The sequence below is a fragment of the Nocardia grenadensis genome (assembly GCF_050942415.1).
Lineage (GTDB): Bacteria > Actinomycetota > Actinomycetes > Mycobacteriales > Mycobacteriaceae > Nocardia > Nocardia grenadensis.
Genome location: NZ_CP192054.1, coordinates 5,992,900 through 6,012,287, shown reverse-complemented (window position 1 = coordinate 6,012,287; position 19,388 = coordinate 5,992,900). Strand labels below are relative to the sequence as shown.

At 65.6% G+C, this 19,388-nt stretch carries 20 protein-coding genes and 3 pseudogenes; 15 read left to right on the top strand and 8 right to left on the bottom strand.

Features of this window, described 5'->3' with window-relative positions; translation table 11 throughout:
• Positions 1 to 47: 47 nt before the first annotated feature.
• Entirely contained in the window at positions 48 to 947 is a 900-nt protein-coding gene (locus ACQPYS_RS27470) for an alpha/beta hydrolase (protein ID WP_433491214.1), read from the bottom strand.
• A 76-nt stretch (positions 948 to 1,023) separates the two neighbouring features.
• On the opposite strand from ACQPYS_RS27470, the gene ACQPYS_RS27465 reads away from it, so the two are divergent.
• Positions 1,024 to 1,662, top strand: a complete 639-nt coding sequence (locus ACQPYS_RS27465; RefSeq protein ID WP_433491213.1) for a TetR/AcrR family transcriptional regulator — start codon at positions 1,024 to 1,026, stop codon at positions 1,660 to 1,662.
• A 1-nt stretch (position 1,663) separates the two neighbouring features.
• On the opposite strand, the gene ACQPYS_RS27460 is transcribed toward ACQPYS_RS27465, so the two are convergent.
• On the bottom strand, positions 1,664 to 2,311 hold the full coding sequence (locus ACQPYS_RS27460; RefSeq protein ID WP_433491212.1) for a hypothetical protein: 648 nt from the start codon (positions 2,309 to 2,311) through the stop codon (positions 1,664 to 1,666).
• Between the two features lie 208 nt (positions 2,312 to 2,519).
• Between ACQPYS_RS27460 and ACQPYS_RS27455 the strand changes: the two are divergent.
• Positions 2,520 to 2,888: pseudogene (locus ACQPYS_RS27455) on the top strand (PhnD/SsuA/transferrin family substrate-binding protein); the annotation flags it as partial.
• A gap of 60 nt (positions 2,889 to 2,948) precedes the next feature.
• Here ACQPYS_RS27455 and ACQPYS_RS27450 read toward each other — a convergent pair.
• Positions 2,949 to 3,365, bottom strand: coding sequence for a RidA family protein (locus ACQPYS_RS27450; protein WP_433493145.1), 417 nt, complete (start codon positions 3,363 to 3,365; stop codon positions 2,949 to 2,951).
• A gap of 99 nt (positions 3,366 to 3,464) precedes the next feature.
• Between ACQPYS_RS27450 and ACQPYS_RS27445 the strand changes: the two genes are divergently transcribed.
• Both ACQPYS_RS27445 and ACQPYS_RS27440 read left to right on the top strand, forming a co-directional pair.
• On the top strand, positions 3,465 to 3,749 hold the full coding sequence (locus ACQPYS_RS27445; RefSeq protein ID WP_433491211.1) for a hypothetical protein: 285 nt from the start codon (positions 3,465 to 3,467) through the stop codon (positions 3,747 to 3,749).
• A gap of 25 nt (positions 3,750 to 3,774) precedes the next feature.
• Complete coding sequence (locus ACQPYS_RS27440; RefSeq protein ID WP_433491210.1) at positions 3,775 to 4,212, top strand: MarR family winged helix-turn-helix transcriptional regulator; 438 nt, start codon at positions 3,775 to 3,777, stop codon at positions 4,210 to 4,212.
• Between the two features lie 195 nt (positions 4,213 to 4,407).
• On the opposite strand, the pseudogene ACQPYS_RS27435 reads toward ACQPYS_RS27440, so the two are convergent.
• A pseudogene (locus ACQPYS_RS27435) lies at positions 4,408 to 5,499 on the bottom strand (IS630 family transposase).
• Positions 5,500 to 5,573: 74 nt separating this feature from the next.
• On the opposite strand from ACQPYS_RS27435, the gene ACQPYS_RS27430 reads away from it, so the two are divergent.
• The 3 genes from ACQPYS_RS27430 (at position 5,574) to ACQPYS_RS27420 (ending at position 7,787) form a co-directional block, all read left to right on the top strand.
• Positions 5,574 to 6,296, top strand: a complete 723-nt coding sequence (locus ACQPYS_RS27430) for a GNAT family N-acetyltransferase (protein ID WP_433491209.1) — start codon at positions 5,574 to 5,576, stop codon at positions 6,294 to 6,296.
• Between the two features lie 835 nt (positions 6,297 to 7,131).
• Entirely contained in the window at positions 7,132 to 7,482 is a 351-nt protein-coding gene (locus tag ACQPYS_RS27425) for a hypothetical protein (RefSeq protein ID WP_433491208.1), read from the top strand.
• A 38-nt stretch (positions 7,483 to 7,520) separates the two neighbouring features.
• Positions 7,521 to 7,787, top strand: a complete 267-nt coding sequence (locus tag ACQPYS_RS27420; RefSeq protein ID WP_433491207.1) for a DUF1214 domain-containing protein — start codon at positions 7,521 to 7,523, stop codon at positions 7,785 to 7,787.
• Between the two features lie 165 nt (positions 7,788 to 7,952).
• On the opposite strand, the pseudogene ACQPYS_RS27415 reads toward ACQPYS_RS27420, so the two are convergent.
• Positions 7,953 to 8,240 (bottom strand): annotated as a pseudogene (locus tag ACQPYS_RS27415) (FAD-binding protein); the annotation flags it as partial.
• 230 nt (positions 8,241 to 8,470) lie between these two features.
• Between ACQPYS_RS27415 and ACQPYS_RS27410 the strand changes: the two are divergent.
• A complete protein-coding gene (locus tag ACQPYS_RS27410) occupies positions 8,471 to 9,115 on the top strand; it encodes a class I SAM-dependent methyltransferase (RefSeq protein ID WP_433491206.1) in 645 nt (214 codons plus the stop codon).
• A 531-nt stretch (positions 9,116 to 9,646) separates the two neighbouring features.
• Here ACQPYS_RS27410 and ACQPYS_RS27405 read toward each other — a convergent pair.
• Positions 9,647 to 10,690 (bottom strand): fused (3R)-hydroxyacyl-ACP dehydratase subunits HadA/HadB, encoded by a 1,044-nt coding sequence (locus ACQPYS_RS27405; protein WP_433491205.1) that lies wholly within the window; start codon positions 10,688 to 10,690, stop codon positions 9,647 to 9,649.
• A gap of 336 nt (positions 10,691 to 11,026) precedes the next feature.
• Between ACQPYS_RS27405 and ACQPYS_RS27400 the strand changes: the two genes are divergently transcribed.
• The 3 genes from ACQPYS_RS27400 (at position 11,027) to ACQPYS_RS27390 (ending at position 13,537) form a co-directional block, all read left to right on the top strand.
• Positions 11,027 to 12,061, top strand: coding sequence for a hypothetical protein (locus tag ACQPYS_RS27400; protein ID WP_433491204.1), 1,035 nt, complete (start codon positions 11,027 to 11,029; stop codon positions 12,059 to 12,061).
• A 3-nt stretch (positions 12,062 to 12,064) separates the two neighbouring features.
• Positions 12,065 to 12,262: a hypothetical protein gene (locus ACQPYS_RS27395; RefSeq protein WP_433491203.1), complete on the top strand. Its 198-nt coding sequence runs from the start codon at positions 12,065 to 12,067 to the stop codon at positions 12,260 to 12,262.
• Between the two features lie 477 nt (positions 12,263 to 12,739).
• Positions 12,740 to 13,537, top strand: coding sequence for a hypothetical protein (locus tag ACQPYS_RS27390; RefSeq protein ID WP_433491202.1), 798 nt, complete (start codon positions 12,740 to 12,742; stop codon positions 13,535 to 13,537).
• Here the strand turns inward: ACQPYS_RS27390 and ACQPYS_RS27385 are convergent.
• Positions 13,521 to 14,111 carry an HD domain-containing protein gene (locus tag ACQPYS_RS27385; RefSeq protein ID WP_433491201.1) on the bottom strand — a complete coding sequence of 197 codons (591 nt, stop codon included), beginning with the start codon at positions 14,109 to 14,111 and terminating at the stop codon, positions 13,521 to 13,523. The two genes, ACQPYS_RS27390 and ACQPYS_RS27385, sit on opposite strands and share 17 nt — an antisense overlap.
• 160 nt (positions 14,112 to 14,271) lie before the next feature.
• Here ACQPYS_RS27385 and ACQPYS_RS27380 point away from each other — a divergent pair, with 160 nt between their 5' ends.
• Together ACQPYS_RS27380 and ACQPYS_RS27375 are read left to right on the top strand one after the other, a co-directional pair.
• The gene (locus tag ACQPYS_RS27380) at positions 14,272 to 15,252 is read left to right on the top strand and encodes a GlxA family transcriptional regulator (RefSeq protein ID WP_433491200.1); all 981 of its coding nucleotides are present in this window, start codon (positions 14,272 to 14,274) and stop codon (positions 15,250 to 15,252) included.
• Between the two features lie 972 nt (positions 15,253 to 16,224).
• Positions 16,225 to 16,629, top strand: a complete 405-nt coding sequence (locus ACQPYS_RS27375) for a VOC family protein (protein ID WP_157107312.1) — start codon at positions 16,225 to 16,227, stop codon at positions 16,627 to 16,629.
• Between the two features lie 262 nt (positions 16,630 to 16,891).
• On the opposite strand, the gene ACQPYS_RS27370 is transcribed toward ACQPYS_RS27375, so the two are convergent.
• Positions 16,892 to 17,395 carry a hypothetical protein gene (locus ACQPYS_RS27370; RefSeq protein WP_433491199.1) on the bottom strand — a complete coding sequence of 168 codons (504 nt, stop codon included), beginning with the start codon at positions 17,393 to 17,395 and terminating at the stop codon, positions 16,892 to 16,894.
• Between the two features lie 286 nt (positions 17,396 to 17,681).
• Between ACQPYS_RS27370 and ACQPYS_RS27365 the strand changes: the two genes are divergently transcribed.
• The gene (locus ACQPYS_RS27365; protein ID WP_433491198.1) at positions 17,682 to 17,870 is read left to right on the top strand and encodes a hypothetical protein; all 189 of its coding nucleotides are present in this window, start codon (positions 17,682 to 17,684) and stop codon (positions 17,868 to 17,870) included.
• A gap of 273 nt (positions 17,871 to 18,143) precedes the next feature.
• Positions 18,144 to 19,265, top strand: a complete 1,122-nt coding sequence (locus ACQPYS_RS27360) for a class II histone deacetylase (RefSeq protein WP_433491197.1) — start codon at positions 18,144 to 18,146, stop codon at positions 19,263 to 19,265.
• Positions 19,266 to 19,388: the final 123 nt, after the last annotated feature.

Below are 19,388 nucleotides of genomic sequence, written 5' to 3'. Positions count from 1 at the left end.
GTTCATGCAGGAGCCGAAGGGGACAGTGAGTTGCGGGAGCCTCCGCGCTACCTGCTACGCGCGGCCGGCCGCGGCGCGAGGTGCTCGGTCAGGAAGTCGATCTGGTCGGCGATGATCCGATCCACCGCCGGCGGATGGTAGACCGTGAAATGGTCCGCGTCGTAGTGCTTCAGCACCGCCCGGGGAATGCGGGCGGCCACCCGGGCCGTGATCGCGGGGTCGATGAGATTTTCCCGCTCGCAGACGCATACCAGTAGTGGGCACCGCACTCGCGGCGCCGCCGAGGCGGCGTTGTAGAACAGCATGCCGAGCCCGGAGGCGGCGGTGATCCGGTTGTCGAAGCGGTAACCGGGTGGCGTCACCGATTCCCATCCCGCCAGTGCTCCTGGCGCAGTGACGAATGCCCGCTCGCCGGGCTCTCCCACCAGCGGCACATATCGCCGGGGCAACCGCAGCGCGGCCCGAGCCATATCCGAGACTATCGGGAAGGTGAACCGGAGCAGATGCCGTACTCCCGCCCGGGAGACGACGGCTCGACCGCTGAAGACGGGGCACTGGACGACCGCCGCGCGCAGGTCGTGGCGGGCGGCGGCGGCCAGGACATGGCTGGCGCCGAAGGAGGTGCCCCACAGCCCGATCCGGTCGGCGTCCAGTTCGGGGTGGGAGCGGGCGAAGGCCAATGCCGCGTCGACATCCTCGGCGTAACGACGCTGGGATACCAGTTGCCGCGGCTCGCCGCCGGAGGCGCCCAGATGACGGAAGTCGAACGCCACCACGGCCAGTCCGGCCTGCGCGAACCATTGTTCGTATTGCCCGAGCATCATCTCGTGGGTGGCGCCGCCGCCGTGGACCAGGACGATGGCGGGGTGTGGGCCGGGGCCGTCGGGGAGCGTCAGCCAGGCCGCGCAGTGGTCGCGGCTGGACGGGAAGGTAGTGCGTATCGTCATGGGACCTCGATTTAGGTACGTTGTACGTGAACAAAAGAAGTTAATCACGTACTCCGTACTTGAACAAGGGAGGGTTATGCCCGCGCCCCGGAAATTCACTCGGGAACAACTGCGCACGGCCGCACTGGCGCTGGTCGACGAGCAGGGGCTCGCCGCCCTCACCATGCGCACTCTCGCCGCCGAACTCGGTACCGGCGCGATGACGATTTACAACTATGTCGACGGCCGCGAAGGGCTCGAGGAGTTGGTGACCGAAGCCGTGATGGGCGAAACGTGCTGGGTCGAGACGCCGGACGACTGGCCGGCGCAGGTGGTCTCGGTCGCGGAGGGGATGTGGCGGGCCGTCCGGGCGCATCCGCATGCCATTCCGCTGATCCTGACCCGGCGCAGCTCCGATCTCCCCACGCTCGCGCCCGCCGAGGCCCTGCTGCGGGCGCTGGCCCGCTCCGGTAGATCGGGAGCCGGACTGCTGGTGGCTTTCCGGGTGGTTTCCGGATACGTCACCGGGTTCGCGCAGGCCGAACTCACGAGCCCGCTCGCGGCCCGGGCGGGCGAGGACCGGGCGGTGGCCGCCGGCCGGGTCGCGGCGCTACCGGCCGACCGGTTCCCGAAGCTGATCGAGATCGCGGAAGCGGCGGCCACCACCGACCCGGAAACGGAATTCCGGGGTGGGCTGGAACTCGTTCTGGCCGGATTGGGGGCCCGGGCGGCCTGAGCTACGGCGTCGCCTGCAGTCGCCAGCGCTGGTAGGGGCCGCCACGCGGGGCCATCTTCGATATCGCGCTGCCGGGCACATAGGTGAGCACCGATTTCGGATAGCCCTCCTCGAACAGGTAGCCGTCCTGGAACTTCCACTTCACCGCGCGGGTGGATGCGGTGCCGACCAGTAGCGCATCGGCCCCGCCGGCGGAGGGGGCGCCGGCATAGGCGAGCGCGAAATATCCGCGCGAGTCCTCCGGGACGGCGTTGACGAGTTGATTGTGCACACCGAAAAGGCTGCCCGCGCCGCTCGAGTCGAAAAACCAGAGCTGGCGGGGCGATCCGTCGCAGCCGATTACTTTCAGGGTGGGGTCGGTGGTGACGCCGGCTCGGCTGCTGTGCGGGGAGTACTTCCACTGCTGCCGGGTACCGTCGATTTCGTAGTACCGACCGGGCTCGCTGGCCAGGCACAGCCGGGCTTCTTCGTTTCGGAGCGCGAAAGTGCCACCCGGAAAGCCGTTGGCGATCGCCGGTGGGCTTCGTTTCGGTGGCTCGTTGCCGATCAGCTCGATATCGTACGGTGCCGCGGGATGGATCGCGACGAGCAGGCCGGCGATCAGGGCGACGAGTGACAGTGGGCCGCCGCGTACTCCTCTCGGTTTCATGCGCGCAAGCTATCAATGCTTCATCGGTATGTATCGATGGCGCGCGGAACCTGTCGGCAGGGGATGGGGGATCTCCGGGCGCCGGCCGGCTGTCTTCGCCTGTGAACGCCCGGGTTCTCCGTACGAAATATCAGGGGGTCTGAATCGCCGTGAAGGTCATCCGGTCGCCGCGGTAGAGCGAGCGGCGGTGTTCGATGGGAACGCGGCCGTGTCCACGCTGGCCGACTTCAAGGGCAGGAAGGTGTGCTTCGTCGATCCCGGCTCGACCTCCGGATTCCTGTACCCCACCGCCGGGCTGATCGAATCGAAGGTGATCGCCTCGGGTTCGGAGGCCGATCTGTCCGCCGGTGTGCAGCCGGTCTACGCGGGCGGGCACGACGCGTCGGTGCTGGCGATCGCCGCCGGTGACTGCGACGCCGGATTCGCCTTCGACACGATGGTCGACAAGACCCTGGTGGAGAAGGGCGATCTGAAACCCGGCCAGCTGAAGGCGGTGTGGAAGTCGGAGATCATCGCCGGGTCGCTCTTCGCCGTGAACAACGAATTGGGCACCGAGGTCGTGGACAAGCTGAAGACCCGAGGGTTTCGTCCAAGAGATGCTCCATTGGTGAACACCCTCGGGGGCGCGGTGGGTTGGTCAGTCCCGGGTGTCGCGAACCGCAGCGACGGCCTCGATCTCAACGAGTTGGTCGTCGTAGCCGAGGACGGTCACACCGAGCAGTGTGCTCGGAACATCGTGGTCTCCGAAAGTATCTCGCACGACCTCCCAGGCGGAGACAAGATCTGCCTGCGACGCCGACGCCACGAGGACGCGGGTGCTGATCACATCCTCGAGCGAGGCACCTGCCTCGTCGAGGGCGATCCGCATGTTTTCGACGGCTTTGGCGGCTTGGCCTGCGTAATCGCCGATCGCGGCGGTTGTGCCGTCGGCGTTCAGCGGGCAGGCGCCGGCGAGGAAGATCAAGCGTGAATCGGCAGGGGCCGTGGCGGCATAGGCGTACTCGGCCACATCGGATAAAGCATTCGATCGGATCAGGGTTACTGCCCGTGGCATGGCGGCACACGACCTTTCATGAGGTAATCGGCGATTCCTGACCACGGTATAGGCATCTTGCGCCACCCCGCCGAAAACCGAGCTCCGCCTTACCGGGCTATGCGCGAGTCGGGCCCTCCTCGAATGCGCCCCTCGGCACTCGGTGCAGATCATCGACACTGTCCATCAACTGATGCATTCTTGGACAGCCTCGGTGCGGAGACTGTGTACGTCACCTACAACAATGGCGAGCTCGTCGCACTCGATATCGATACGGGCACCGTACTTTGGCGCCAGCATGTGACCGTTGCCGCAGTGCCCGTCGTGCCGACCGCGCTCACCGTCACCGACTCCGGCCGCCTACGCAATTGCGACCCTCGAGCCATCTGCATGCTTAGACAATAAATGTCTAGACAGTTATTGTGGCGGGATGGAGAACGCTGCCGCCATGCGGACCGCCTCGCTAGTGCACGATTCCGCCCGAGAGTTGTCGAGATCGCTGGACCGGGAGCTCGCTACACATGGAGTGACCGCCCAGCAAGCTGCACTGCTGATCAATCTCGCCGGCGGTGAGAGCAGTCCGAAACGTCTGGCCGCTGCGCTCGGTATCGACACTGCCGGGACGACCCGGCTCGTAGACCGGCTCGAGCGCAAGGGTCTGCTGCATCGCCGTCGTGGGACCGAGGACCGGCGGGCGGTGGGTCTCGAACTCACCGAGTCCGGTCGCCGGCTCGCTCCCGTGCTCGCGCCTACCTTCGCAGCGGTCGCCGCGCGATTCTTTCTCGGATCTTCCGATGCCGAGATCCGCGGGGCGGGCGATCTACTGGAACGCTCTCTCATGTCACGTTCCAAAGATCCGGGCCGCTGACGCGGCCAGGTCGATGTGCATTGATCGATGCATTATCGAACACATGAGTCAGTAATCATCGCTGGTCAACGATCTAGTCAACCGAGTCATTGCTCATTAACCGTCCTTTTGCGGACAGTGAAGTGGTCGTAAGTCGCCGGCTGCGGACCCGTTGTCGAGATACCTGCGTGAGGGCTACGTGGAGTAACCCGGGGGCTAGTGTTCCGCGCCTGAAATACGTTGGGCGAGGGAGTCGAGGATCTCCTCGGCGGTTTTCTTCCAGACGAACGGCCGGGGATTCTCGTTCCAGTGCTCGATCCAGGTCGTGACGTCTTTCTCCGGTGCCGCGACGCTTTTGTGGACACCGCGGCGGGTGAGCTGGTCGGTGAGGTATCCGAACCAGCGCTCCACCTGGTTGAGTCAGGACGACCCGGTCGGGGTGAAATGGACGTGGAAGCGAGGGTGCCGGGCGAGCCATTCGTTGACGATCGGGGTCTTGTGGGTGGCGAGGTTGTCGCAAACCAGGTGGACATCGAGTTCGGCGGGCACGGTCTTGTCGATCGTGACCAGGAACTTGCGGAACTCGGTCGCCCGGTGGCGGCGGTGCAGCTCGCCGATCACGGTGCCGTCGGCGATATTGAACGCCGCGAACAGGCTCGTAGTCCCGTGGCGGGCGTAGTCATGGGTGCGGCGCTCGGGCATGCCCGGCATCATCGGCAGCACCGGCTGTGAACGGTCCAGGGCCTGCATCTGCGACTTCTCGTCCACACACAACACGACGGCCCGCTCGGGCGGATTGTGGTAAAGCCCGACGACATCGACCACTTTCTCCACACACAGAGGGTCCGTCGACAGTTTGAACCCGTCGACCAGGTGCGGTTTCAGCTCGAACCGCCGCCAGATCCGCCCGATCGTCGATTTCGACAGCCCGGTCCGCTCGGCCATCGATGACCGGGACCAATGCGTGGCATCACGCGGTGTCTGTTCCAGGGTCAACGCCAGCACCTGTTCCACCCGGTCCAGCAGGATCGACGGCGGCCGGCCCGGCCGCGGCTCGTCGGCCAGCCCGGGCAGACCGTGTTCGATGAAGCGTTTGCGCCACTTCGCCACGGTCATCGGCGTGACACCGACCGCTGCCGCCACATGCGCGTTCGCTGCTCCCGGCTCCGCGCACGCCAGCACGATCCGGCACCGCAGCGCATACGCTTGCGTCGATGTCGCCGCCCGCGCACCCCGCACCAACTCCTGCCGCTGCGCCTCGGTCACCACCAACTCCGGACCCGATCTCGGCCGCCCCGTCCTCGCCACCGCCGAATCCTACAAATAGCCAACGTATTTCAGGCGCGGAACACTAGATCGGTCATCTGCGACGTCGTTTGTCGGTGGATCTTGAAGTCGCCTCTGCTGGCCGGATGTTCATATCGGTGAACAACGACGGCGTGATCTTGCTTGCGGTGGAGGGATTCTCGTGCTTCGCAGAGATGACCACGGGGCGGTGGCATGATCTTTACCGATCAACGTCGAAGCAAGGGGAGGGCCACATGAACCAGTTGCCGATGCTGTCCGCTGTCCAGATCGCCGGGGAACGGGTCCTGCTGCGCAAGGCGCGCGACGCTGATCGGGAAGGGCTCATCGAGCTACAGACTGACCCGGATGTCTGGGCCTACATCGGAGTCCCGCGGCTGCGGGAGGACGCCGAGCAGCGCCTCGACGCGATCGGCGGCGCAGCCAACGCAACCGCCACTGCCGGCCACTTCATCATCGCCGACAAGGCCACCGACAACCTGATCGGAACATTCGAGCTCAAACGTCGTGCCGCTGACGAGCCCGGCCACGTCACCGACGACGGCGAGGAACTGGAACTGGGTTACCTGATGCGGCGCGACGCCTGGGGCGCAGGACTGGCGTTCGAGGCCGCGAGCGCCGCGTTACGCGCAGCCGCAGACCAGCTCCCAGACCAGCCGGTCCTCATCGCGACCCAGACGGCCAACAAACGCTCGCTCAGACTCGCAGCCCGCCTGGGATTCCAGCCGGTCAGCACCTTCGAATGGTTCGACGCCGGGCAGACCTTGTGCCTGGCCAGCCTGCACTCGTTCAAAGCCTGAATGGCAGGTGACGCCACCAGGACTCGTTCTGCGACACGCCGTGCAGGTGACGTCACTTTCTGCCGATACAACGCGAGCCCGAAGCCGCTCAATGACAACAGAATTCACCGACAAACGACGTCGACATTCGGATCTGGCCCACTTTCCGTGACGGCTGTGGCCTGAGAGCGGCGGGTGGCTGGGGTTTTGCGATCATGTCCAGCTGTGTGTTGATCGTGGTGTGCGGTTGCTGTTGCCGCACCTTGCAGGGGTGGCTATCGAGGAAGTTTTCGAGGTCGGGGACGTGGTGTGTATCCGGGCATATGCACTGGCAGCGACTGTGACCTGCATGTTTTGCGGATACGACGCGACCAGGGTGCATAGCCGGTATTAACGCCGCCTGTCCGACGCGCCGGTCTGACGGTCCGCTGGAATTCCGGTCCTGCCGAGGGGCGCGTCAATCACATCAAATGATCAAGAGGCAGATGTTCGGCAGGGCCGGCCTTCCCCTGCTACGCAAACGCGTGCGCCTCACAGCCGCACAGCGATGACGCCGTGGCCTTTGGCGCGGTCTTCGTCACCGAAATCGGCCGGATCCCGAAATTCACCGTAGCCAGCGCACTGCATTTCTCGTGCTGAGGAGTTGCCGACACATCGCCCAGTCGCCACCCACACGTGACCGCACGGTAGATTCGCGCGAAACAAGACAAGGATTGGGCTATGAACGACCGGCATGATCAACCGGAACTGCCGAAGCCCGACCTGTCGGGCGCAACCGCGGTCACTGCAGCCTTCATCGCGCTGATCCTCAGGTCTCCTGACCGGGACCGCCGGAATCCTGTGGATCCTCTATGTCGTGGTCGGCATCGAAGATCGCGCCCGCGAATCGTCAGTCGAGATCGGCCAGTACACCAACCTGATCATCATGGGGATCGTCGCCACGGCCATCGGCCTGCTCTGGTGCGTTGGCGGGTTCCTGCTACTGGCGGAAAAGATGGCGGGCCGAGTCCTGTTGAGCCTCGCGTCCAGCGGGGGGCTGGTCGCGAGCATGGCGAAACTGTTCAACAGCGGATTCGCGTACTTGTTCATTCCGATCATGGCGAGTCTGCTGATTCTCGTCCTGTGCGTTGCCCCGGAAGCAGGCCGCGGGATCACGGTGGACGAATCCGAGACGAAACCGCTCGCACACGGCCAAGACCAGTCCTGAATTCACGCACCCGACGGGCGCCGACTCCGTCACGAAAAGTGAGCCAGATCCCGATATTCACCGCCCTAGCCATCCACCCCAACGAACTACGCCGCTACTCACTGGGCACGAAGAACACCTCCCTGCACTACGGCCACGACGGCTCACTGACCCTGTATGCCGGCCACACCCCACCCGGCGGCGACCACAATGACAACTGGCTCCCCGCCCCCGAACGCACCTTCTCCCTCTACCTGCGCGCCTACGGCGGCAAAACCCCCATCACCGATGGCAGCTGGATCCCACCGGTCATCACTCGGCAATAGAACGGGCCGCCCGAGCTCGGTAAGGCCCGCATCCTGTTCTCCTACATCGTATGTTCATCAAATGATGCTTTCTTGGACATCGATGTCGCAATTCATCGCAGGTCAACGATGATGAACTGCCGAGATCCGCCCAACTGGGACCGGTTTATGAACAGGTGGCGATGTTCAGGCCGTTGGGGTGTGGAGGGCGGCGAGGTAGCCGAAAACGATGGCGGGGCCGTCGTGACGCCGGGGCCGGCGTAGGTGTGGCCCATGACGGGTGCGCCGGTGTTTCCGGCGGCGTAGAGGCCGGTGATGGTGGTTCCGTTGTCGCGTTGGACGCGGCCGTGGATGTCGATGATCAGGCCGCCTTTTGGTGCCGAGGTCTCCGGGGACGAGTTGCGCGGCGTAGAAGGGCGGGGTTTCCAGGACGCCGAGGTTGGGGTTCGGGTGTTGGCAGGGATCGCCGTAGTGCGGGTGCCGAAGAAGGTGCATGCCCGCCACTCTCACCGGACCGAGAATGTCGGTGAAACGGTCTCGAACGCGATCGCCATCAAGCAGGGCTCCACTGAACGGGCTACGGCAGGGATCCGTACTCTCGCGCGGTATGTCCGCTGCCTTAATCCACCCCGGCCGGGTGGGGGCACCTTTGTCGTTCCGGAGTAGCGTCGAGTCCGCCGCGATCATGGAATATCGTGCCGGTCATGACCACGGATGACTGGTTGGCCGACACCCGAACCTCTTATGACGCGGTCGCGGTCAGCTATGCCAACCAAGTGCGCGGCGCCCTCGCCGGACACCAGTACCTTCGCGCGGCTCTGGAGTTGTTCGCCGACAGCGTGCGGACCGCTGGCGGCGGACCGGTCGCGGACGTCGGCTGCGGCCCCGGTGAAGTCACCGCCCACCTGCATGAGCTCGGTGTCGACGCCTTCGGTATCGACCTCTCCCCGGCGATGATCGACGTGGCTCGGCGCGACCACCCCGGCCTGCGGTTCGAGGTGGGCTCGATGACGGAGCTGAACCTGCCCGTCGCTTCGGTGGCCGGCCTGCTCGTCTGGCAGTCGTTGATCCACATCCCAGACGACGAGGTGCCGACTGTATTCGGGCGCTTCCACCGAGCATTGCGTCCCGGCGGACCGTTGCAACTCTTGTTCCACGTCGGCGACGAGTCGCGGTTGATGACGGAGGGCTATGGCGGTCACCCGATGAAGGTCCATGTCCGCCACCGTCAGCCGAACCAGGTGGCATCCTGGCTGCACGATGCCGGATTCGTGGTCGAGGCCCAGATGCTGCTCGACCCGGATGCGAAAGCTCAGCAAGCGATTCTTTTCGCGCGCAGTCAGTCCTAACTTGCTGCATATGGCGGGCTCGCCATTCGGAACCGCGGGGTCCCCGGCGTACACGGCCTGTCGGGAAGCGTGGGTGTCGCCGAGACCGGGAAGTATGCATGTCACCGAAGAAGCAGCCCACCGCCGCCGAACACGCTCGCGCCGCCGCCCGCGAGGGGGGAGACGGGGCCGGTGTCCGGTATCGGGCAGCTGGCCGAGGCGTGGCGGGGGTACACCGCCGAACTCGACTACTGACCCCCGGGCTGATCAGTCGCTGCCGGGCGGTACGGCGGGAGCGAAGACGCAGTACATCCGGAGCCGGGTTTCAGCGCTCGCCGAACCCGGTGTAGCCACCGGACACTCCACAGTGGATGTTCATAAATTGATGTTTTTCTGAACAGTCCTCGTGGCATCCTCGATGTTCAACGATGGTTATCTACGGAAAATCGTTCACAAACGGCCTAATTATGGACACTCGATCGCGGCGCAACCGGTGCTGCCGAGGCCGCCGTCCATTACCGCCGGCAACGGCTGCGGCTCTCGCGGCAGAGGCTATGCGAGACGGACATCTGCGGTGGCGAGCCCGAAAACTTTGCGGCCGGCCGACTTCGCGACGATGACGACGACAGCTGTCCTGGTGTCGGGATCGACCGACTTGATGCGACCGGTGAACTCCACGGTTCCCGCGGAGGCGGCTTCGATGACCGTGTAATTCGACAGCCGGACCCCGTACCTGATCAGCGCACCGGGGTCACCGAGCCATCCGGTGACGAATCCCGCCCCCAGACCCATGGTGAGCATGCCGTGGGCGATCACATCCGGAAGACCCGCGAGCGCGGCGACCCCTTCGTGCCAATGGATGGGGTTCACGTCCCCCGAGACCCCGGCGTAATTCACCAGATCACCGCGCGTCAGGGTCACAGACCGCGCGGGAAGCTCGTCACCGACGGCGATGTCCTCGAATCGCGGCATGGTGCGCGGGACACGCGTCCGGGAGATCGGCGAAAGACGTGCGACGGTCTCGGCGTCCGGATCCGGCACCATCAGCCCGTCCACGCCGGCGGATGCCGCCGCGGCCCGGGAGGTCGCGCGGAGTCCGCTCATGATGACGCGTTCGATCGTGTCGCTAATGTCGGCGTTGACGTCCTCGCTGGTAAGGCCGACGACGGTGGTGTGCATGATCTGCACGATGTCGCCGGTCCGGTCGGTGAACGTGTTGGTGATGGTGAGCAGGTCCCTGCCCGCGATACGGCGCACCGCGGACAGTTCGACGTCGCTGACAAGCCGGTCGCCGGTGAGCACCGGCTTGTACATCTCGAAGACCTGATCGGTCTGTACGACTACGTCGTAGCCGGTGAGGACGGTTTCCAACAGCCTGCGGTTGGCCAACATCGCGGCAGTGGAGATGAACGTGGTCGGCGCGATCAGACCGGCGTATCCGAACTCACCGGCAGCGTCTTCGCTCCAGTGCGCCGGATGGAAGTCCTGCACCGCTCGCGCGTACTCGCGGATCTTCTCCCGCCCCACCTCGTAGTAGTCATCCGCGCGATAGCGATGCCCTACCAGCCCAGCCACATCCAACGACGCTTCCACCAAGGCCCCTCCTTCATCCAAATTCCTTCGACACTCGGAACCGACACCGGCAGTACCGAATGCGCGAGAGAAACCTCACCTTCTCACAAGACGGCCCCGTAACCTCGCCACCCTGACAGTTACGCAGAGTGTTCAATAATTAATGCATTTCTGGACAGATGATTGGGAAATCATCGCTGGTCAGCGATGATTTACGCAGGAAATTTGTCCAACAAGCACCTTTCAGTGGACACCGAGCGTTAGGCCGATTGTCCAGTGCGTGCAGAGCGTCCGCGCCCGAAATTCGGCTGATCCCACGGCTACCCGCCGTTGTCAGAGTCATTTGGCACGATCGCGGCCATGACCAGCACTCCGACCACTCCGCCGCGGCCGTTCGACGTCACCACCGTCTTTCCTCTGCTGGCTCCGCTGGCACGCACGGCGACCCGGTTGCACCCGCGCCCCGGGGCGCCGTCACCGCAGGACAGTTCCATCGGCGGACCGTTGCTCTGGCCCGCCGACGAGCCATGGCCGCACTGCGACGAACCTCATGTAGTGGACGGAATCAACCCGACCCTGACCCCAGCGGAGGTGAGGCTGGAACGACGGATCCGTGCCGCCTCGCGCGGCAGGAGCCTGACCCCGCAGGAACGAGAGACCCTCGAGCGAATCCGCCCGCCGCAGGAGTATCCGGTCACGTTGGCGGTCGCCCCCTATGAGGGTTCCATAGCGATGCTGCCGGTCGCGCAGCTCTACGCGCGCGACGTGCCCGATCTGCACACGCCTGAAGGCGCAGACCTGCTCCAGGTCTTGTGGTGCCCCTTCGACCACTCGACGGGCATGCCCAAGACCGCGCTGTTCTGGCGGTCGGCCGCCACCGTCACCGACATCCTCACCACGCCCCCCGAACCGCCCGCGGTGCAGTTCGACGGCTACCTGCCCGAGCCGTGCCTGCTCAACCCGGAGCAGGTCACCGAATACCCCGACCACAGGGAGCTGAGCAAGGAACTCCGGGAGCAGATCGGAGACTGGAGCGTGTGGCAGGCAGCCGAGACGGGCGTGGACAGCGCCTACGCGTCGTACCCGCCGGAGTTCTACGCCGATGAGTTGTCCGTCGCACCCGGCTGGAGAGTCGGCGGCTGGCCTGGCTGGGGAGCCACCGACCCCAGCCCCCAGCTCTGCCGTACCTGCAACAGCGACATGCATGCCCTGCTGACCATCGCCACGTCCGAAGCCGGCAGCAGAGACAGCAGCTGGCTCCCACGCGAGGAATCGGCGCATGAACCATCCATCGGCTTCAGGCCCACTGCAGTCGAAATAGGTAGCGGCTACGACCAGCATCTCTACGTCTGCAAGACGGCGCCGGAGCACGCCCACACCGAGCTGATGGCCTAGCCGTTGGGTCGGGTCCGAGGTGCCGGGCATGCCGATGAACAGCAGGCCGTGGTCGCCGCGGTCGTATTGGTCGCGCAGGTGCTCGATCGCGGTGGCGGACAGTCGTTCGGATTCGTCGATGACGATGAGTTCGGTGTAGTCGGGTATCTGGCGCTGTGCCGGGCCTCGGGTTTCGACGTGTCGTTACGAAATTCCAGGTGAGGTGCTCTACCTCCGGGTTAACCGAAACCGTTGTCTCCCTCAGGATATGATCGGTTGACGCGAGCCTCCCCGTCCAGTTAGCCTTCAGGCACGAGTCGCACACGTGTGCCCTCAGCTCAGCCCCAAACCAGCAGGTTGGGGCTTTTTTCGTATCCACGGCCTCCGACGTTCCCCGCCGGAGGCCTTTGTCGTTTCAGGAGGTTCTAGAGTGCCATTCGATTTCGGGTCCGCCGCTACCGCTGGTGGCTGGGCAGCTTTCTGGCTCCAGCTGCCCGCAACCATCGTGGTGATCGCGGCGGTAGTCGTAGGGCTGGCAGCGATACTGAGGGCCCGGCCCGAGGATGTGCCCGCCGTCTTCCAAGCATTTGCCACCGCGTTCGGAAAGCGACCAACGTCGAAGCCTCGTCGGCTCCTGCCACGACACCGACGCTCCAACACTGTTCCCGCCAGCCCTTCCAGCCACACCAAGGAGTCCGCGTGACCCGCCGTCCACTGATCAACGACGACCGCGTTGCCCGAGACGTCGTCAATCGCGATTCGCGCCGTCGCGTCGACGAGCGGCTCACCACGACAACCCGCAGGGAAGCGGTGAGGAAAAACCTGCTCTGGTTACTGGAACGGATCGACGACGACCCCGACGGAGAGTCCATCGACAGAACCGTCCGCACCGTCCTCAGGCGATTCCTCTACGAACTGCACGACAGTGAGCTGCTCTCTCTTCTCGCAGAAGACCCCTCATCGCTCTCCGGACACTGCCGCGCATGCGGCAGAGAACTCAAACCGGCCAAGCGGGGCCGGCCTCCCGAACACTGCGGGTCTGCATGTCGACAGAAGAGCTACCGCCGCCGGATAAACCCCAACGCGAAGCTCTCACCCAGGACCGTATGGCTGGCCGAAATCCTGGAAGAAACGGTCGAGGAACTGGCGCACGCCGAATCGAAAGCGATCCAAAACCAGATCCTCCGATCCCAAATGGCAAAGATCGAATCGCGGCAGCGTCACCACCGCGGCAAACACGTGGCAGCGACCGTACCTCCGCAACAACCGCCGGAGCCCCCGCAGCCACGGCGGCGCACACCATGGTCGAACCCTCCAGCCAAGGCTCCCTTGGGAACCCCAAGACAACTCAAAGGCGTCACAGGCGCCGTCCCCGAACCCATTGCCACTCCCACAGACAAGAGAGGGGCAAAGGGTTCGTTGACGTGCCAGGTTATCGGGTCTGCCCTGCGTAGGGTGAAGTGCGCGGAGCCAACCGCGATCATGCCGCTCCGGTGAGGCGATCGATCGGGTTGGTGGCGAAGCGTTCGGAGAGGGCGACGGTGCGTTCGAGATCGGCGAAAGCACCCCCGGGGTGGGAGTCGACTTCGTGCAGGAATCGGTGGCGCATGCGAGCGGCGAAATCGAGGCGCGGGAACGCGGTGAGGATCTCGGATAGATCCTCGGCTTCGATTTCGCCGTGGCCCAGGCCCGCGACATCGACAGCGGCACCGGCCTGGATCAGCCGGTAGACGGGTTCGTGTTCGGCGGGCAGGTTCGTGTGCCGGAGAATCGCCTGTTCCACGAGATGTATCCGGTTCAGATCCCACCCTCTGCCCACCAGGAAGCGACAGGCCAGTTCGGCGCCCACCTCGGCGAACTGGGCCGGTCCACGGTGGCGCTCGGTCAGACCGAGGTCGTGGATCATCGCCGCGACGAAGGCGGCCTCGTGGTCGATATCGTTCGAGGTGACCAGGCAGCGGCCGAACAGGTAGGTGCGATAACTGTGGTTGAGCAGATCGGCCGGCGCGGCTTCGGCGGCGAGGTCGGCCGCGGCTCGGGCGGTGGGCGAATCAGGAAGTGCGGTGAGCATCGAGAGGTCCTTCGGCGGTAGGTGGTCGGCTGTCGATCTCGATCCTCGGTGCGATAGGCGAGCGGCAACAAGGACAGGGTTGTCCGGATTTCGGCCATGTCCTGATCTGCGATGGTCACGTCATTGCGGACACACACCCTGGGCGGGCACGATTACCGATATGTCCCGGCATAGTGTTGTGATCACCGCTTTCGACGGTGTCGAGTTACTTGACATCGCCGGCCCCGTCGAAGTCTTCGCGACGGCCGATCGCCTCCTCGGCCCATCGTCTCGCGGCTATCGGACCGTGATAGCGGGCGCGCGCCGGGGCCCGATCCGCTGCGCTGGCGGCACGTCTCTGGTCGCCGAGGTGTCCTGGGACGAGTTGGATGGGCAGATCGATACGGTTGTCGTGCCCGGTGGGCTCCTTATGGGCGACACCGGCCCCGCGGCCTTGGTCGACCCCGCGCTGGTCGACTGGATTTCCACTCTCGCCGATCGGCCCTCGCGGATCGCGTCGGTCTGTACCGGCGCCCATTCCCTCGCCGCGGCCGGATTGCTCACCGGCCGGCGCGCGACGACACACTGGGCGACCGCCGCGCAGTTGGCGGGTGCATTTCCCGATCTGCGGGTCGAGCCCGAGGCGATTTTCATCCAGGACGCACATATCTGGACGTCGGCGGGGGTTTCGGCCGGAATAGATCTCGCATTGGCTCTGATCGCCGCGGATCACACTGCGGAACTGGCGCGTCGCACGGCCCGATGGCTGGTCATGTATCTGCGTAGACCGGGGGGCCAGCACCAGTTCAGCGAACTGCTGGCGCGACCGACGAGTACCGACGCGCATATCGCACGCCTCCAGGAATGGATCGCAGCCAATCTATCGGAGAACCTCGCCAACGAGGCGCTTGCGGCCCGGGCGGGATTGAGCCCGCGCCACTTCTCCCGAGTCTTCCGCCGACAGGTAGGGATACCGCCCGCACGATATGTGGAATCAGCGCGGGCCGATGCCGCGGCACGGCTGCTGGTACACACGAACGACGGCCTCGGATCTATCGCCCGCAGTGTCGGTCTCGGCTCGGTATCGACCCTGCACCGCGTGTTCAAACAGCATTTCAGCACCTCTCCCGCCGCCTACCGGCACCGGTTCACCACGACCTGACAGCCGTCTGAACCGGTTTCCCGAAATATCGGCCATGCCTCCCACATTGTGGAACTCTGGTACAGGGGATCGCCGTAGTATCGGCCGAATTTCGGGCGGATATCCCCGGCTCACCCGCGGTCCCGTGTTCGTGACCCACCGCCGACCGGGGCCCGGCAAGTACGTCGCCGACCGCGACGTCTGCCCCGACGCCGGCCTTGCCCGGCTGTCCTACGACCAGGCCCGCGACCTGCTCTAAGCCGCCACCGCCGTCGGTGGGCCCGGAACCGGCTGGGACCTGATGGCCAACTCCCGACACCGCAAAGCTGAGAACCTGCGCCGCTACTTCAAACCGTCCCCGCAGGCGATGCGTGACCTCACCGCACTACTCGGCCCGGACACCAATCGGCGCTGACCAGCATCTACGCCATATCCGTTGGTTCTTCGGCGCCGGTAAGGACCGCACCCACATCCCGCTCGAGTCACTCCGCACCTGAAGGAAGCTCGGTCGGGCCTAGCCAGTCTGCTCGGCTGAGTAGATTCTCGGCCAGTCACGCTTCCACCGCCTCGCGTCGCTTGCGAACCGCTCAGAGCCCTGAACAGCGGAATGTAACTGGTCGGCGCCTACGCCCGCAGCCAGGAAAAGTCGCAGGGTCAGCATCCAGCGCAGAGACGTCGTCAAGCTGGACATCTTCACAAGATCGTCAGGCGTGCGTGGCTCGTCCCCTGAAATTCCGTGGGCAAGAGAGACTCGCTGGTCGACTATCGCCGATTTCCATCTGTTCAGCTTGCCTATGCACGCAGGCACCGCCTCTGCCACCGGCTCGGCGAGTTGCTGGATCCTCTGGGGGTAGGACTTCTCCGCCCAGTAGGTGTCAAGGGCAGAGATGAGCGAGTCTCTGATGCGGGATGGCATCTCGGTCGCGGAGACCGCTGTCTTGGCGGATTCGATCTCGTCAGGTTCGAAGCGCATCTCATCGGGTGAAGCAGCCGATGAAGTGCCTCGGCGGCCGTGGCAAGAGACAGGGGGCGCCGGATACCGAGAACGACCACGATCTGGGGCTGTTCGCGCTCGGTGACCGCGCCCCGGGCCCGCATCGCGGCAGTGTCGGCCTCTACCACCTCGCCTGGGAGGTCGGCACGCTCGGTGAACTCGCCGAAGTCGGGCGCCGGCTGCGATCCCGGGATGCGCTGGTCGGCGCGACCGACCATCTGATGTCCAAATCCTTCTACGCGAAGGACCCGGACGGAAACGAGTTCGAGGTGATGTGGCGGGTACCCCGCGCCGACTGGCCCGATACCGAGGATCTGCGGCCCCACCCGCTGGATCTCGACGGCGCGGTCGAACGCTGGGGCGCGGACCTGGCAACCGGCGCGGCGGCGGGTTCACCGACGTGATCGCGGCAGGGCGGCGCTGGTGAGCTGATCCGGCGCGGCCCGTCGGTGGTCACAGTCGAGTAGCCGATGCGGCGGCCGCACGGACAGCCCGGCCGATTCGGTACGCAGGGGGGGAGGGACGCACGCCGCGGGAGCCTTTCCCGTCGATCGTCCGGGCTCGGCCGGGGGTTCTGTTTCGTCACCCACTGTCGCGGCGGGTACTGCCGCCGGGCGGCCGCGACCCTACCCGGCGGCAGTGGCTGGACCGATCGAGATTTCGGCTCTACGCCGTGTGGCCGTAGGACTGCGCGGCGCCCTGCTGGTCGACGCCACTGGGTGCCTGCTGGTCGACGCCACTGGGTGCCTGTTGATCGACGCCGCCGGGTGCCTGTTGATCGACGCCGCCGGGTGCCTGCTGGTCGACGCCGCCGGGTGCCTGCTGGTCGACGCCGCCGGGTGCCTGTTGATCGACGCCGCCGGGTGCCTCTTGGTCCGTCTCGCCCGGGAACTGCTGGTCGGTCTCGCCGGGTGCCTGCTGGTCGGTGGTGCCCGGCTGCTGTTGATCGTCGCCGGGTTGCTGCTCGCCCTCCTCGCCTTCCGGGAGTTGCAGGCCGAGGCCGGCCAGGAGGTCGACGAGACCCGGAATGCCCAGTATGTCGCCTCTGGTGTCCTGCTGGTCCACGGCGCCCTCGGCCGGTTGAGCGATGGCCGCCGGAGCCGCGAGTGCGACCGCGGCGGGAACAGCCAATGCGGCCAGCGTGGCGGCGGTGGTGGTGCGGATCGACATGTGTAACCCCTTCTCTCTCGGTGAACGGGTGGGAAGTGGTACGCGTGCGGATCGAGCACTCCGGACCCTACGGGCAGCCGCGAAGGGGTCCAAGCAGGCCGGTCGGGTCGGCGAGTGCGTTCGGCAGGCAGCTGATCGGCCGGTACTGCGTAACCCCCCGATACGTCCGCTGCGGTGCCGGACGACCACCACATGCCGGGCCCGGCCCGCACGAGATCGCCGCAGACCGGTACGGGTGCCGGATAGACTGTGACCCGGGCGCAGTGGACAGCAAGTTGGAAGTGGTATGACCGAGCATTGGCGAGCGCTACCTCCCTTGGTGGGCATCATCGCTCTGACCATCGGCATCGTCGAGGTATCGCGGAGCACGAAGAACACATTCGTGATACTGCTCGCGGTCGCGGCCGTGATCGCCCTGGTCACGGAGTTGTCCCGGCATATCCTGCATACGTACCGGAGGTCGCGCGAGCAGTAGTGGATTGCCCGTTCGCGAACGGCGCGTATGCCATTTCTCAACGGCGCTCGATACGTTTGCCCGGTCGCCTTACCGGTAATTCCTCGCGCCGGTGGATTTCCAAGGCTTCGAGATCGGTGGTCCCGACCGCCGGCACGCACTCCTCCGCAGCCGCGTTCCGGTTGCGCGGCCGGAGCGGTTGTGGCTCGATGAGCTGGCGCTGTCGATCGATTGCGCGCGGTTTGCCGTCCGGCGCCCGTTCGAGCGGGTAGCCGGACACCAAGGAGTTCGACCATGACAATCGGATATGTCTGGAACACGGTCTACGGATGGGCCGACACCGGTTCGGGGAGTCTGTTTCCCGCCGATGCGACCACCGGGCTCCAGCCGATAGGTCACCATGTCGCCCACCCCGATACCAAACGCCGGTTCCACGAACTGGTCGCGGTTTCCGGGGTGCTCGACCGGCTGCGACCGGTGCGGGCGGTCCCGGCCACCGAGGCGGATATCCTCCGCGTCCATACCGCCGAGCATCTGGCCCGGATCAAAGAGGAGAGTCTCCAGCCGAAGGGCGGTGACGCCGGTGACGGTTGCTCGCCGTTCGGGCGCGGGGGTTACGAGATCGCGGCGCTGTCCGCCGGCGGTGCGATCCAGCTCGTGGATCAGGTGGTCTCCCGGACCATCGATACCGGTTACGCGCTGGTCAATCCGCCGGGACATCACGCGTACCGGGCCGGTGGGATGGGGTTCTGCATTTTCAACAATGTTTCGATAGCCGCCGCTTACGCCCAGGATGTCCTCGGGTTGGCGCGGGTGGCGGTGGTTGACTGGGATGTCCACCACGGCAACGGCACCCAGGAGATCTGGTACAGCGACCCGTCGGTGCTCACCGTTTCGCTGCACCAGCATCTGTGTTTCCCGCCGAACTCCGGCTATCTGGAGGAGCGGGGCACGGGGGCGGGCGAGGGCTTCTCGATCAATATCCCGCTGCCGCCGGCCAGTGGTGACGCCGCCTATGTGCACGCCATGGACGAGGTCGTGCTGCCGGCGCTCCGCGAGTTCCGTCCCGAGCTGATCCTGGTGGCCTCCGGTTTCGACGCGAGCATCATGGATCCGCTGGCCCGCCAGATGGTCACCAGTGCCGGATTCGCCCGGCTCACCCGGCGTGTGCTCGATGTGGCGGCCGAACTCTGCGAGGGCCGGATCGCATTCGTCCAGGAGGGTGGTTACAGCCCACACTATGTGCCGTTCTGCGGGCTGGCGGTGCTGCGCGAACTGCTCGGCGACCCCTACGAGCCGGACCCGTACAGCCCGATCGTCTCCACCCAGGGTGGAGACGTGCTGCTGGAGCACGAGGCCGCGGCGATCCGGGCGGCCGTACCCGGCTCGTTCCGACCCCCGGCCGAGGCCCGGTGATCGGGGGCCGGCGGACTTCGTGCCGCCGGCCCGAAAACCGTTGCCGGACCGTGAACTACCGTGCCTCGCGATCCTCGGCGGGTGATGTGAACTTCCACTACTGTGTGCTCGCAGCAATCGAAA